14 protein-coding genes are annotated in these 14729 nt (G+C 31.4%); 8 read left to right on the plus strand and 6 right to left on the minus strand.

Annotation, left to right across the window (positions count from 1 at the left end; all coding sequences use genetic code 11):
- Window position 1 precedes the first annotated feature (1 nt).
- On the plus strand, window positions 2-415 hold the full coding sequence (locus CELLY_RS16420; protein ID WP_013622833.1) for a DUF6691 family protein: 414 nt from the start codon (window positions 2-4) through the stop codon (window positions 413-415).
- 88 nt (window positions 416-503) lie between these two features.
- Here the strand turns inward: CELLY_RS16420 and CELLY_RS16425 are convergent, their stop codons facing one another.
- Window positions 504-2573 carry a S9 family peptidase gene (locus tag CELLY_RS16425; protein WP_013622834.1) on the minus strand — a complete coding sequence of 690 codons (2070 nt, stop codon included), beginning with the start codon at window positions 2571-2573 and terminating at the stop codon, window positions 504-506.
- 191 nt (window positions 2574-2764) lie between these two features.
- Between CELLY_RS16425 and CELLY_RS16430 the strand changes: the two genes are divergently transcribed.
- The 7 genes from CELLY_RS16430 to miaA are packed head-to-tail and all read left to right on the plus strand — an operon-like array spanning window position 2765 to window position 9714.
- Window positions 2765-3724 (plus strand): Gfo/Idh/MocA family protein, encoded by a 960-nt coding sequence (locus CELLY_RS16430; RefSeq protein WP_013622835.1) that lies wholly within the window; start codon window positions 2765-2767, stop codon window positions 3722-3724.
- Window positions 3725-3734: 10 nt separating this feature from the next.
- On the plus strand, window positions 3735-4625 hold the full coding sequence (locus tag CELLY_RS16435; protein WP_013622836.1) for a 3-hydroxybutyryl-CoA dehydrogenase: 891 nt from the start codon (window positions 3735-3737) through the stop codon (window positions 4623-4625).
- 6 nt (window positions 4626-4631) lie between these two features.
- Window positions 4632-5870, plus strand: a complete 1239-nt coding sequence (locus CELLY_RS16440) for a DUF1015 domain-containing protein (protein WP_013622837.1) — start codon at window positions 4632-4634, stop codon at window positions 5868-5870.
- A 14-nt stretch (window positions 5871-5884) separates the two neighbouring features.
- Window positions 5885-6553 carry a YggS family pyridoxal phosphate-dependent enzyme gene (locus CELLY_RS16445; RefSeq protein WP_013622838.1) on the plus strand — a complete coding sequence of 223 codons (669 nt, stop codon included), beginning with the start codon at window positions 5885-5887 and terminating at the stop codon, window positions 6551-6553.
- Window positions 6554-6573: 20 nt separating this feature from the next.
- Entirely contained in the window at window positions 6574-7938 is a 1365-nt protein-coding gene (locus tag CELLY_RS16450; protein ID WP_013622839.1) for an exonuclease domain-containing protein, read from the plus strand.
- 3 nt (window positions 7939-7941) lie between these two features.
- Window positions 7942-8787 (plus strand): ion transporter, encoded by an 846-nt coding sequence (locus tag CELLY_RS16455; protein WP_013622840.1) that lies wholly within the window; start codon window positions 7942-7944, stop codon window positions 8785-8787.
- 18 nt (window positions 8788-8805) lie between these two features.
- Window positions 8806-9714, plus strand: a complete 909-nt coding sequence (gene miaA, locus CELLY_RS16460; protein ID WP_042257548.1) for a tRNA (adenosine(37)-N6)-dimethylallyltransferase MiaA — start codon at window positions 8806-8808, stop codon at window positions 9712-9714.
- Between the two features lie 48 nt (window positions 9715-9762).
- Here the strand turns inward: miaA and CELLY_RS16465 are convergent, their stop codons facing one another.
- The 5 genes from CELLY_RS16465 to CELLY_RS16485 all read right to left on the minus strand — a co-directional run bounded on the left by CELLY_RS16465 (window position 9763) and on the right by CELLY_RS16485 (window position 14695).
- Window positions 9763-10479, minus strand: coding sequence for a response regulator transcription factor (locus tag CELLY_RS16465; RefSeq protein WP_013622842.1), 717 nt, complete (start codon window positions 10477-10479; stop codon window positions 9763-9765).
- A 5-nt stretch (window positions 10480-10484) separates the two neighbouring features.
- Window positions 10485-12068: a sensor histidine kinase gene (locus tag CELLY_RS16470; protein WP_013622843.1), complete on the minus strand. Its 1584-nt coding sequence runs from the start codon at window positions 12066-12068 to the stop codon at window positions 10485-10487.
- An 82-nt stretch (window positions 12069-12150) separates the two neighbouring features.
- Entirely contained in the window at window positions 12151-12735 is a 585-nt protein-coding gene (gene coaE, locus CELLY_RS16475) for a dephospho-CoA kinase (RefSeq protein ID WP_013622844.1), read from the minus strand.
- On the minus strand, window positions 12732-13652 hold the full coding sequence (locus CELLY_RS16480; RefSeq protein ID WP_148228915.1) for a CdaR family protein: 921 nt from the start codon (window positions 13650-13652) through the stop codon (window positions 12732-12734). Before CELLY_RS16480 ends, coaE begins: the two co-directional genes overlap by 4 nt.
- A gap of 41 nt (window positions 13653-13693) precedes the next feature.
- Entirely contained in the window at window positions 13694-14695 is a 1002-nt protein-coding gene (locus CELLY_RS16485; RefSeq protein ID WP_013622846.1) for a glycosyltransferase family 2 protein, read from the minus strand.
- Between the last annotated feature and the right edge of the window lie 34 nt (window positions 14696-14729).

Genomic DNA, 14729 nt, shown 5'->3' on the forward strand with positions numbered 1-14729 from the left:
TATGAGAACATTTATATATTTACTTATTGGAATATTGTTTGGTATAACAATGTTTAAGTCTGAAGCAGCTTCTTGGTTTCGTATCTATGAAATGTTTCAAATGCAATCTTTTCATATGTATGGCATTATAGGCTCTGCTGTTGGGCTTGGTGTTGTAATTACGTACCTTATTAAGCGTTTTAAAGTAAAATCTGCTTATGGAGAAGAAATAAAATTTATTCCTAAAAACAAAAGCGTTAGCAGATACCTTTTTGGCGGCATTATTTTTGGACTTGGTTGGGCTTTAGCTGGCGCATGTCCTGGCCCAATGTTTACTTTAGTAGGTGCTGGTTTTGCTCCTATTTTAATTGTAATAGTTTTTGCCGTGTTAGGTACATTTTTATATGGTATTGTAAGAGATAAATTACCCCATTAAAAATGCTGTATAAACCAGTATACAAGACACAAAAAAGGCTTCATTTTACAATGAAGCCTTTTTTAGTTTAAAAATTAAGAGGGTGTTTTTACTCTTTATCCAAAACTAAATGCTCTATAAAAAATTCCATCATTCTTCTGGTATCCATAGCTGTATGTCCTTTATCCGGACCAATTTGCACTTCAAAACTCTTACCAGCATCTTGCAATGCTTTTATAAATTGTAATGAGTTTGCTGGGTGTACATTGTTATCACTAGTACCAAAGAAAATCATTAATTCTCCTTCTAAATCTTTAGCCATAGTAATTAAGCTACTTGCCTCATATCCTTTTTTATTTTCATCTAACAAGCCCATATAACGCTCTGTATACACATTGTCATAATTGCGCCAATCTGTTACAGCAGAGTTTGCAACTGCTGCATGAAAAACATCTGGATAACGTAATAGTAAGGTTGCAGATGTAGTTCCACCATATGACGTACCATAAACACCTACTTTGTTTTTATTAAAATAAGGTCTGTTATATAAAGATTTTATACCTGCAGCAAAATCATCCATCTCTGTAAAACCTAAGTTTTGGTATAAATTATCTAATAACCTTTTACCTCTACCTTTAACGTTTCTTCCGTCTACTTCTGCTACTAAAAAGCCAAACTCTGTTAATGCGTTAGGTGGTGTAAAACGTTCTGTAAACTCATTAGTTGCAGGTCCTCCGTAATTACTTAAAAGAAGTGGGTATTTTTTATTTGGATCAAAATTAGAAGGAAAGTGTAATAATCCGTGAAGCTCCGTTTTACCGTCTGCAGATGTAAAAGTAAAAGCTTCTACCTTTTTTAAACCTAGCTTATTAAATTCTGATAGGTCTGATGTACCAATTTCTGCTATTTTTTTTCCTTTTATACTTCTTAAGTTAGTTACAGGTGCAGTATTGTGTGTTTCTGCAACATCTACAAAATACTTATGGTTTGGCGCCATATATACAGTATGATGAAAAGAAGGGTCTGTTAATCTTTTATCTCCAGAACCATTTAATTTTACAGTATGCAACTGTATTTTCATATGGTTTTCTCCACTACGCGCAGTATAATACATCACTTTTTTAGCTTCGTCTATGCTAACAATACCATCTACCTCAAAATTATGCTTTGTTAATTGCTTTACTAATTTTCCGCTAAAATCATATAAATAGTAATTATTAAAGCCAGATCGCTCAGATGCCCAAATAAATTGCTTTCCATTATCCAAAACGTGCATTTCAGGACTGTTTTCTGTATAACTTGGCAACCACTCTTCTCTAATTACAGTTCTAGACGCTCCTGTATTTGGATTAGCAGCTCTAAGCTCCATAATATTTTGCTTACGGTTTGTACTGTGGTACAATAGTTCTTTACCATCTGGTGTCCAGCTAATGTCATAAATATAAGTACCTAAATCACCATCGTTATAAGGTTTACCGTCTCTAAGATCTAATTCAGTAATTTTTTTAGTTTCTAAATCATACACCAATAAATCTACAGGTAAATTTTTAGCGCCTACTTTAGGGTATGCTTCAATCTCTACAGAATCTTGTATTTGTGTTTGGTTGTATAACACATAGTATTTTTTAGACTCTTTTTCATCAAACTTGTAAAAAGCAACCTTTTTACTATCTGGAGACCACCACATTGCGGTGTTTTGACTTAATTCTTCTCCATAAACCCAAGTAGCAATACCAAACTTTAATTGGTTTTCTTCATTACCTTCGGTAGTTATTGCAACAACATCAGAACCGTCTGCATTACTATAAAACATATTTCTGTTTTTAGTAAATGCTTTGTATTTTCCGTTTGGAGACTCAGCAGAGGCATATTGTCTGCCACGAGCTGGCCTGTTAGCCCACTTTGCATACCTATCATCTTTTAACTTAGTTGTAGCAGTAGTTTCACCTTTACCTATAGTAAACTCTTTGGTTTCACCGTCTTTTTTGTATTGAAAAGCAGTTCCTTCATCATTCCATTTCACATAGGATGGAGAAGTAACTATAGACCTTCTAATCTGCGGTGCTATTTCTATGTACTGCTCATAACCAGGCATTTCCTTTAGTTTATCTTGCGCAGATACGGCTGTAATTGTACCTAAAGATAATACTGCACAAAATGCAGCTTTAAAAGTGTTCATTTTCATTCTTTTTGAGTATTTAATTTGATTGCTAAATTTACAATTATTATACTAATCTGTAACTATTACCAAAAATTAGTTACACGTTTAAACCACTTTTCTATCATTTTTTTAATTCTAACGACATAAACTTTTAAACACATAAACCATAGAACAAACATTATCCCTATTTTTGTTGAAAATTGATTTTTATGCTTAAAGTTGGAGTTTTGGGAGCAGGTCATTTGGGAAAAATCCATTTGCGTTTGCTTAACGAATCAGAAAAATATTCTTTAGTAGGGTTTTATGATCCAGATGTTATTAATGGTAAAAAAGTTGAAGCCGAATTTGGTTATACTTATTTTGATAACATAAATAAACTAATGGATGCTGTAGATGTTTTAGATATTGTTACACCTACACTATCTCATTTTGATTGTGCTAAAAAAGCCATAGAGAAAGGAAAGCACATTTTTATTGAAAAACCAATTACCAATACGCTGGCAGAGGCCGAAGAACTTATTGAACTAAAAAACAAGCACAATGTTAAAGGCCAGGTAGGACACGTAGAGCGTTTTAACCCTGCTTTTTCAGCGGTAAAAAATAGTATTGTAACCCCAATGTTTATAGAAACACATAGGTTAGCAGAATTTAATCCGCGTGGTACAGATGTTCCTGTGGTTTTAGATTTAATGATACATGATATAGATGCTATTTTAAGTGTAGTAAATTCTGAGGTTAAAAGTATTAACGCAAGTGGTGTATCTGTAATTAGTAAATCTCCAGATATTGCTAATGCACGTATTGAGTTTAAAAATGGTTGTGTTGCAAACCTAACCGCTAGTAGAATTTCATTAAAAAATATGCGTAAATCAAGGTTTTTTCAGCAAGATGCCTATATTTCTGTAGACTTTTTAGAGAAAAAGGTTGAAGTTGTAAAAATGAAAGATGCACCAGAACAAGCGGGTGATTTTGATATGGTTTTACAAAACGCTGAAGGAGAAAAGAAACAAATTTATTTTGAAAATCCTGAGGTTGCAGGTAACAACGCTATTTTAGACGAGCTTGAAACTTTTGCAGACGCCATAAACAACAACACTACTCCTATTGTTACACTAGAACAAGGAACAAATGCATTACGAGTAGCTTTACAAATTATAGAATCTTTTTAATATACATAAAATGAAAAATATAGCAGTTATAGGTGCAGGTACAATGGGTAACGGTATTGCCCACGTTTTTGCACAAAATAATTACAAGGTAAACTTAATAGACATTGCACAAGCATCTTTAGATAAAGGCTTAGCTACCATTACTAAAAATTTAGACAGAATGGTTGCTAAGGAAAAAATATCTGAAGCAGATAAAAACAATACTTTAGCTAATATTACACTACATACTGTACTTGCAGATGGTGTTAACGGTGTAGATTTAGTTGTTGAAGCTGCAACTGAAAATGTAGACTTAAAACTAAAGATTTTTAAAGATTTAGATGCTATTTGTGACGCTAAAACTATTTTGGCCACAAATACATCATCAATCTCTATTACACAAATTGCTGCGGTTACCAACAGACCAGAACAAGTAATTGGTATGCACTTTATGAACCCTGTACCTATTATGAAATTGGTAGAGATTATTAGAGGTTACAACACGTCTAATGAGGTTACTGCTACTATTATGGAGTTATCTACTAAATTAGGAAAAACACCTACAGAGGTTAATGATTATCCTGGTTTTGTTGCAAACAGAATTTTAATGCCAATGATTAATGAGGCTATAGAAACTCTTTACAACGGTGTAGCTGGTGTAGAAGAAATTGATACCGTTATGAAATTAGGTATGGCACACCCAATGGGACCATTACAATTAGCAGATTTTATTGGTTTAGATGTTTGCTTAAGCATTTTAAATGTAATGTACGACGGATTTAAAAATCCTAAATACGCACCTTGCCCACTATTAGTAAATATGGTAATGGCTAAAAAATTAGGTATAAAATCTGGAGAAGGTTTTTACGATTATTCAGAATCTAGAAAAGCAGAAAAAGTAGCTTCTCAATTTGCAAAATAATACGCATTGGCAAATATAAAACCGTTTAAAGCTGTACGCCCAACCAGAGATAAGGTTAGTTTGGTTGCTTCACGTTCTTACCAAAGTTACACTCAGGCAGAGCGTGAAGCCAGGCTAGACCATAACCCGTATTCTTTTTTACATATTGTAAATCCTGGTTATAAGTATGATAAAGAAATATCTGGTGTAGCGCGTTATCAATTGGTAAAAAACAGGTATTCAGAATTTAAAGAAGATGGTGTTTTTACACAAGATGCTTCTCCTTATTTTTACATTTATAAAGTTGTAGACAGAGATAACCAAGTGTTTAATGGCATTGTTGGTGCCGCAAGCGTAGAAGATTATAAAAATAACATCATTAAAAAGCATGAAGATACTATTGCTAGCAAAGAGGTTGTTTTTAAAGACTATTTAAAAACTGTTGGTTTTAATGCAGAGCCTGTACTTATTACTTATCCAGACAATACAGAGGTTTCTTCTATCATAAAAAAGAAACAAGAAGAGCGTGCAGAATATGAGTTTACCACAACGTATAGAGACACGCATTACCTTTGGCTTATTACAGAAAAAGAAGCTATAAGCGCCATTGTTAATGCTTTTAAAAATATACCAACACTATATATTGCAGATGGTCACCACAGATCTTCATCATCAGAATTACTATGTTTAGACTGTAAAGAACAAAACAAAGCCCATAATGGTACAGAGAATTATAATTTTTTTATGAGTTACTTTATTCCTGAGTCTGAGCTTAAAATACACGAATTTAATAGGTTGGTTAAAGATCTTAATGGTTTAACTAAAGAAGAGTTTTTAATACAGTTAGATGCTATTTACCGTATAGAAAACAGAGGTGCTATACCATACAAACCAAATAAAAAACATCATTTTAGTATGTATTTAGATGGTGAATTTTATTCATTACACCTACGTAAATCTATTTATACGTTTAAAAATTCTTTAGATAAATTAGATGCGCAATTACTTTACAATACCATTTTAAAACCTATTCTTGGCATTACAGATGTACGTAAAAATAATAGAATAGACTACTTAAGTGGTAAAAAAGAAATTGTAAGTTTAGTTAATAAAATAGATAGTGGTAAATTTAGAGTTGGTTTTGGTATGATACCTGCCAATATTGAAGAATTAAAAAGCATTGCAGATGACGGTTTAAAAATGCCGCCAAAAAGCACTTTTATAGAACCAAAATTAAGAAGCGGTGTTACCATTTATGAATTTTAGTTTTAATTAAAATTATGTCAATTAAACAGTCTTTACTAGAAATTAAAAATAGCTTACCAGAAACGGTTACACTTGTAGCTGTATCTAAAACAAAACCTGTTTCAGATTTAGAAGAAGCCTATGCTGCTGGACAGCGTATATTTGGCGAAAATAAAATTCAGGAAATGACCCAGAAATGGGAAGTGATGCCAAAAGACATACAATGGCATATGATTGGTCACGTACAAACCAATAAGGTAAAGTATATGGCAGAATATGTGTCTTTAATACACGGTGTAGACAGTTTAAAACTATTAAAAGAAATTAATAAGCAAGCAAAAAAATATAACAGAGTAATTAATTGCTTATTACAAATGCATATTGCAGAAGAAAGCACAAAGTTTGGTCTAGATTTAGAAGAACTAAATAGCCTTGTATCTTCTGATGTTTTTAAAACATTAGAAAACATAAAAGTGGTTGGCCTAATGGGTATGGCTACTTTTACAGACAACCAAAACCAAGTAAAAAAAGAGTTTGGTACGTTAAAAGAGGTTTTCTCTTCTTTACAAAGCACAAAATCTACTAACTTAGATGTAAAAATACTATCTATGGGTATGAGTGGCGATTATAAAATTGCTATAGACCAAGGAAGTACAATGGTACGTATAGGAAGTAGTATTTTTGGTAGCAGAAATTATATATAACAACAGGCTAAACAAATTTAATGTACGTAATCTTAGATATTGAAACCACAGGTGGTAAATTTAATGAAGAAGGAATAACAGAGATTGCTATTCATAGATTTGATGGCCATAAAGTTGTAGATAAATTTATTAGTTTAGTTAATCCAGAAAAAGAAATACAGCCTTTTGTAGTAAAACTTACTGGCATTAATGACAAAATGCTACGTACCGCTCCTAAGTTTTATGAAATAGCCAAGCGGATTGTAGAAATTACAGAAGACGCAGTTCTTGTAGCACATAATGCACAGTTTGACTACAGAATTCTTAGAACCGAGTTTAGGCGTTTAGGCTATAATTTTGAACGCAAAACCTTGTGTACCGTTAACCTATCTAAAGAACTTATACCAGATAAAGAATCATATAGCTTAGGTAAATTGGTACGCTCACTAGGCATACCTGTTAGTGACAGACACAGAGCTAATGGAGATGCACTTGCTACATTACAATTGTTTAAACTATTGCTTGCTAAAGACTCTAACAAAAGCATTATTAAAACTGTTATAAAAGAAGGTTCTATGGGAGAACTTTCAGACAGACAAATAAATCTTGTAGAACAATTACCTAATGATACTGGAGTTTATTATATGTATGATAAAGATGGTGATTTAATTTTTTTGGGGAGATCTACAGATATTAAGAAAAAAGTAAACAAACACTTTACAGGCGTTTCTAATGTTGCTAAAAAACTACAAAAGCAAACACGTAAGGTTACATTTGAAAAAACAGGAAACGACCTAATTGCTACTCTAAAAGAAAACGAAGAATTACGCAGAGTTAAACCAAAATATAATAGTAGCATACGTAAAAAGCTATTTAATTATGGTGTTTTTATAAAAGAAAATAAAGATGGCTACTTGTCTTTATTTATTGATAAAACTACAACTACAGACCAAACAATAGGTACTTTTAGTAGTTACATTGCTGCTAAAAATTTTGTTCATAAAACCAGCAAAGAGTTTACACTTTGCAACAAGGTAAATTATATTTCTGAAGCAAAAACTAACTGTGGAAATTATGAAGATGGTACATGTAATGGTGCCTGTATAAAAAAAGAAGCCACAGAAGTTTACAACGCTAGGGTAAAACAGGTAATTGAAACATATAGCCTAGCCGGAAAAAATATATTAATAAAAGATAAAGGCAGAGAAATAGGTGAATATTCTGCTATTTTAATTAAAAATGGAGAATTTAAAGGCTATGGATATTACAATTTAAATCATCAAATAAATAATATTCATATCTTAGAATCTATTATTACCAATATGAAAAGTACCCAAAACACCATTCACCTAATTTTAACCTATCTTAGAAAAAATAAAAGAGTACAACAAATACAACTACACTAACCATTGAAAAACGAAAAACCATCTAAAAATTGGAAAGCTAAAATTCACGAAATAATTTATGGCACACACACACCTGCCGGTAAATTATTTGATATTTTATTGCTTGTATTAATTGTGTATAGCGTTATAATTGTAATGCTAGAAAGTGTGCCTCGTTTTGATACTAAACATCACCGTTTTTTAAATATATCAGAATGGGTAGTAACCATTTTATTCTCTATAGAATATATATTAAGGGTTATTTGCATTAATAAACCTAAAAAATACGTTTTTAGTTTTTTTGGTATTATTGATTTTTTATCCACAATACCCAAGTACCTTGCTTTCTTTTTTGTTGGGTCACAATACTTAACTGCTTTTAGAGCTCTACGCTTATTACGCGTATTTAGAATATTAAAATTAGTGCGCTTTGTTGGCGAATCTAACAAGCTAATTAATGCTTTAAGAGCTAGTAGAACAAAAATATCTGTATTTGTATTTTTTGTATTGATAATATCTGTACTACTAGGTACTTTAATGTATTTAATTGAAGGACCAGAACACGGTTTTAACAGTATACCACACAGTGTATATTGGACCATTGTAACACTAACCACAGTGGGTTATGGAGATATTTCTCCAGAAACACCAATGGGACAATTTTTAGCCACTTTAATTATGATTATTGGTTATGGAGTTATTGCAGTGCCTACAGGTATTGTATCAGCAGAGTATGCATCTAACTTAAACCCAAATAAAACAATGGATGAGGGTAGATCTTGTCCTAATTGTAGTTGTGAAATTAAAAGATCTGATGCAGACTATTGCCGCAAATGTGGTTATAAGTTAACAGAAGATGATGACGATTAAAACCCAAAAAGTATAGTGATTACTAAAACTCTAATAGCTGTGGTAGGACCTACTGCAATTGGCAAAACAAAATTGGCAATTACACTTGCTCAACACTTTAATACACATATAATTTCTGCAGATTCTCGTCAGTTTTTTAAAGAAATGGCTATTGGTACTGCTGTACCAGATACTAACGAACTTGCCGCTGCACCACATCACTTTATTCAACATAAAAGTATTTTAGAATCCTATTCTGTAGGCGATTATGAAAAAGAAGCTCTTTATAAACTAGAACAACTTTTTAAAGAAAATGATATTGTAATATTGGTTGGTGGTAGTGGTTTGTATGTAAATGCTGTAACTAAAGGTTTAGATAGTTTTCCTAAAATAGATGCTAGTGTTAGAGCAGATTTAAACACTTTATTTAAAGAAAAAGGTATTATTGCTTTACAAACTAAACTACAAGCTTTAGATCCAGAATATTACACCAAAGTAGACAAAGATAATCCACACAGGTTAATTAGAGCTTTAGAGGTATGCATTGGTTCTGGCAAGCCCTACTCTACTTTTTTAAATCAAGAAAAGCCTAAAAGATCGTTTAACACAATTACTGTTGGCATTAAGGCAGATAGAGAAATTATATACGAAAGAATTAACAAAAGGGTAGATATTATGGTGCAAAATGGCTTGTTAGATGAAGCTAAAGCATTAACAAAGCATCAAAACCTTAATGCTCTACAAACTGTTGGCTACAAGGAGCTATTTCAGTTTTTTAACCATAATTGGACGCTGGATTTTGCCATTTCTGAAATTAAAAAAAATACCAGAAGATTTGCTAAAAGACAATTAACTTGGTTTAATAAAAATAAAGAAACGCTTTGGGTAAATTTTAACGACAATCCTAAAAACATTATTTCTAAAATTGAAGATAAATTACAAGCATAAAAAAACCATCCAAAATTGGATGGTTTTTTATATATAAATATCTATTAATTAAGACTCTTCTTCAGTTTTAATAACCAAACGGAAACCTTCACCATGAATGTTTAAAATTTCTACATTCTCATCTTTTTTAAGATATTTTCTAAGTTTAGCTATATAAACATCCATACTTCTAGATGTAAAATAGTTATCATCTCTCCAAATCTTAGTTAATGCTAATTCTCTAGGCATTAAATCGTTTTCATGTAAAGCTAATAAACGTAAAAGATCATTTTCTTTAGGAGATAATTTAACTGCTTCTTCTTCTTTATATTTTAAAAATCTAAGTTTAGAATTTAATTTAAAATCACCAATTGTAAACTCAAACTTTTTACTGTCTGCCATTGTATTAGAAGACTTTCTTTGCAAAATAGCTTTAAGTTTCATTAAAAGAACTTCAGAATCAAAAGGCTTGTTTAAATAATCATCTGCACCAGCTTTGTACCCTTTAAGCACATCTTCTTTCATTGTTTTTGCAGTAAGAAAAACAATTGGCACGTTCTCATTTTTTTCTCTAATTTCTCTTGCTAGCGTGTATCCATCCTTGTAAGGCATCATCACATCCAAAATACAAACATCATAAATGTCTTTTTTGAATTTTTCAAAACCTTCCATTCCGTTCTTAGCTAAAACAACGTCAAAATTATTCATTCCTAAATAATCTTTAAGAACAATTCCAAAATTTGGATCATCCTCTACCAAAAGTATTTTCTTGTTTACTGTTTCCATATCTATTAAATTATAGGTAATTTAATGTAGAAAGTGCTTCCTTTTCCTTTTTCGCTTTCTGCATATACTTCACCTTGGTGATCATCTATTATTTTTTTTACGTAGGCCAGTCCTAAACCGTGCCCTTTTACATTATGTATATCTCCTGTGTGTTCTCTATAAAATTTTTCAAAAACTTTTTTAAGAACAGCTTTGCTCATCCCTGAACCTTGATCTTTTATTTTTATAAGAATACTGTTTTTTGTACTCTCTGTGTACACATCTATTTTTGGCGCTTCTGGAGAGTACTTTATAGCATTATCCATAACATTTACCAACACATTTGTAAAGTGCATTTCATTAGCTAAAACATCTGTACGCTTTGCATTTAAGTGTGTGTTTATATAACCACCTCTATCATCTACAATAAGCTCTACATGCGTTATAGCGTCTTCAATTATGTCGTGCACATCTACTCTTTCCTTACTAATATCTAATTGGTTTTTCTCCAATTTAGAAATACGTAATACATTTTCAACCTGCGCATGCATTCGTTTATTCTCATCTCTTATCATTTGCAGGTAGCGTCCAACTTTTTCTTTATCTCCAATAGTTCCCGGGTTTCTAATAGCCTCTACTGCCAAATTTATTGTAGCAATTGGGGTTTTAAATTCGTGGGTCATATTATTTATAAAGTCAGTTTTAATTTCTGATATTTTTTTCTGCCTAATTAACTGGTAAATAGCGCCTATATAGGTAATAAGTATAATTGTGGTAAATAAAAAGGTAATAATAGCCATACCTAAAATAGAACCTACTAAGTATTCCTTTTTTTCTGGAAACGAAACCAATAGTGAAAAATCTGTTTTTCCTTCACTATCTCTAAATATTGGTGTTCTGTTAACAGTTTCGGGGTCAAACTTAAATTTTCTAGATTTTACAGATGTTGGCAACCCTTTGCTATAAATACCAAATTCAAAATCAATATCTATTTTTCTGTTTTTAAACTCTTCTTCTAAAGAAGATCTAATTTCTTCCTTAGAAACCCTCTTATACATAGGTTTTCTGTTTGCTGCATCTCTAAACATTTCTTCAAACTGCAGTCGCTCAAACCTAGATATATCTCCAAATTTTGTTATTGTTTTAATTGGCGTAAAGCTGTATCCTTTACCATCCATACCAAAATTTTCCTTAAAAACTGTTTCTACAGTTTTACTGGTGTAACTGGTAATAGTTGTTGTACTATCATTAAAAAGATCATTGTCAAAGAACGAAGGTGGAATATTATAATTCTCTTTTAATATTCCGTGATTATAAATGGTTACTTCTCTAGAGTCTTCATCTATCTCTTTAAAAAAGATATCTCTAATTTGAAATTCAGATGGTTTACCAACACTATCTTTAAGTGCTATTAACTTATTTCCGTACTCATTAATTTCTCTAGTCTCTATCTTACCTGCTACATTATCTAAAACCTGTGATACGGTTTGATAAAACTGCTCCTCTTTGTCTTCTATAGATTTTTTAATCCAATATGCCTGTACAAATATAATTCCAAGCAAAGACAAGGTCATCAACACAATAAGTATAACCAATAACTTCTTGTTCATTTGGGCAAAATTAAGATTTTAACATATATAGTCTGTCCGGTTTAACCTAACCTTAACACTAACAGTTAAACTTTAACGGTTTTTAAGACAACTCCCTTAATATATAATGAATTTCTCTGATTTTTAACTTTAACTTTACAATATCTTCATTTATTAACATAAAATCAGACATTTTTTCTTTCTTTTCATCTGTCCACTGATTGTCCATTCTAGAAAGAATTTTTTCACGTGTAGTATTATCCCTTTTTAATATTCTGTCTATTCTGACTTCTAAGGGTGCTGTTACCAAAATTATGTAGTCATAAAAATCTTGGTTGTTATTCTCAAATATAATTGCACTTTCTTGTATAACATAAGGTGCGTTTTGTTTTTCAGCCCATTCTAAAAAATGTATTCTTACTGCTGGGTGTACAATAGCGTTTAATTGTTCTAATAAATTAGCTTTAGAAAAAACTTTTTGGGCTATATACTCTCTATTTAAAAATCCATTTTTATATGCTTCTGCACCAAGTAATTGTATAATTTGCTCTTTTACATTAGCAGAGGTATGCATTAATTTTTTTGCCTCTGTATCAGAATTATATACAGGCACACCCAAGTCTGCAAACATTTTAGCTGCAGTACTTTTACCACTACCTATACCACCTGTTAAACCAACAATTTTCATTTTCTGTTTAAAATAAATTCTACAGACTCTTCTTTTAACTTTGCACTATAAACACCTTCTGGTTTTTTAGTAAGACTTAATTTTAATATTGGCGAATTTTCATCTACATAATCATTAAAATCTGCTGTTAAACTAAAATCCGTTGCCGTAACTTTTTTTAATACCTCTACATTTGCTTTACATAAGATAGATACCTCGCTAGGAAAAGTTCTGATACTTATTTCATTTGGCAAATTTAAAACTGTAACTGGCACTGTAATTAATTTTTCTGAAAAACGAAATACACTTCCAGAAACAACAACTTCTTTGTCTGAAAACTTAGTATTAGCTAAATCCTTAGGCAGTATTAACTGTAATGTTTTACTAATATCTGATGATACATCACTAAAATTATAGTCCTCCGCTGTTACTTTTACAATAGTGTCTATTTCAGATTTAGGTCCAGATACTTTTATAGAGTCTGGAGTTATTTTTATACCTTTTTCTAACACATAATTTTGTGCCATATCTACCTTTATATTTGCTAAAACCGGCACTTTTTTAGAGTGTAGTTTATAAAGGTCTACATACAAAGTGTCACTATAACCAACTTCTGTTAGCGATAAAGAATTTGGTAACTGCTGCTCTATTTGCTTTCTAAAAACCGACTGCCTTAAAAAATATCTATCTTCTTTTTCCTCTACGTTAGATAAATCAATTTTTATGTTTTTTCTAAAAATATTTAAACGTAATAGTTGAAAACCTCCTGCATGCACTTTTACCTGTACTTCTGTTTTGTGTTTTTGAGCAAAAAACAAGCTATCTGGCACGTTCACGTATTCTAAATTAAAGTATGTATTAGCGGTGTAAGAATCAGATAAATTACTAACAAACCAAGCCAATGTAGCACATAGTAGAAAGAGTGAAAAAATTTTCACTTTTCGTTTATTTAAACTGTTTTTTACTTTACTTAACACCTTTATAATTTAAAAAATAATTTAGGAAACAACTCTTGCGCACTTTTTTTACTTGAGTTTAATGTTAATGTAGACTTTAAAAAGCCATAGCCATACCCCACAAACTGTATTACAACTGCAACTAAAGATAAAAATGCTATTACTATACTATTATTTTTTAATAACGAATCTACAAACAATACTGCAAAATATAAGCTATAACAGTATAAAAACCAAGGTAATCCTAAAAAGGAAGCTAATAATGACATTAAAAATCCAAAGCAAAATAAGGCCGGAAACCAATACGTAATTTTAGCCGTTTCTGGATGCCATTTATTTAATATTGGACGAACCATACCAAACTTATTTACCTGAATGTAAAACTTATTCCAGTCTATCCTACGTTTATGATACACATATGCCTCTGGAATTAATTTTGTTGTAAAACCGTTGTTCCAAATTCTAATGGTTAAATCTGGATCTTCACCCGGATGAATATTTCCGTAGCCACCAGTTTTTTCAAAAGCTACCTTAGAAATTCCCATATTAAAACTACGTGGCTGAAACTTATCTACTGCTTTTTTACCTCCGCGTATACCACCTGTTGTAAAAAACGAGGTCATTGCATAGTTAATTGCTTTTTGCACCGTAGAAAAAGACTCATGAGCAGCATCTGGCCCACCGTAACAATCTACATAATTGTTTTGTAACGATGTTTCTGCTGTTTCTAAATAATGTGGTGGTAAAATACAATCTGAATCTAATACAATAAAGTAATTACCCTTTGCTTTACGCATTCCGTAGTTTCTAGAATCTCCAGGACCTGAATTTTCTTTTTTATAGTATGATATTGGTAAATTATGAAAAAGAGAAACCTCTTTTTCTGAGCTTATTGTAGAGCCATCTTCTACAATAACAATCTCATAAGGCTTATTATAGGTTTGTTGCTCTAAGCTTTGCAACAGCTCTCTAATTTCATTAGGTCTGTTATAAACCGGAACTATAAAAGAAAACATTAAATTCATGTAGTACCACTGTAAACATAAAAGCCACCCCAGA

Source organism: Cellulophaga lytica DSM 7489 (assembly GCF_000190595.1).
Lineage (GTDB): Bacteria > Bacteroidota > Bacteroidia > Flavobacteriales > Flavobacteriaceae > Cellulophaga > Cellulophaga lytica.

What these genes read in the sequence shown, in the direction of transcription:
- CELLY_RS16420 (WP_013622833.1), top strand. Translation starts at nt 2, where the DNA reads ATGAGAACATTTATATATTTACTTATTGGAATATTGTTTGGTATAACA.
- CELLY_RS16435 (WP_013622836.1), top strand. Translation starts at nt 3,735, where the DNA reads ATGAAAAATATAGCAGTTATAGGTGCAGGTACAATGGGTAACGGTATT.
- CELLY_RS16470 (WP_013622843.1), bottom strand. Translation starts at nt 12,068, where the DNA reads ATGAACAAGAAGTTATTGGTTATACTTATTGTGTTGATGACCTTGTCT.
- CELLY_RS16445 (WP_013622838.1), top strand. Translation starts at nt 5,885, where the DNA reads ATGTCAATTAAACAGTCTTTACTAGAAATTAAAAATAGCTTACCAGAA.
- CELLY_RS16425 (WP_013622834.1), bottom strand. Translation starts at nt 2,573, where the DNA reads ATGAACACTTTTAAAGCTGCATTTTGTGCAGTATTATCTTTAGGTACA.
- CELLY_RS16430 (WP_013622835.1), top strand. Translation starts at nt 2,765, where the DNA reads ATGCTTAAAGTTGGAGTTTTGGGAGCAGGTCATTTGGGAAAAATCCAT.
- CELLY_RS16485 (WP_013622846.1), bottom strand. Translation starts at nt 14,695, where the DNA reads ATGAATTTAATGTTTTCTTTTATAGTTCCGGTTTATAACAGACCTAAT.
- coaE (WP_013622844.1), bottom strand. Translation starts at nt 12,735, where the DNA reads ATGAAAATTGTTGGTTTAACAGGTGGTATAGGTAGTGGTAAAAGTACT.
- CELLY_RS16465 (WP_013622842.1), bottom strand. Translation starts at nt 10,479, where the DNA reads ATGGAAACAGTAAACAAGAAAATACTTTTGGTAGAGGATGATCCAAAT.
- CELLY_RS16450 (WP_013622839.1), top strand. Translation starts at nt 6,574, where the DNA reads ATGTACGTAATCTTAGATATTGAAACCACAGGTGGTAAATTTAATGAA.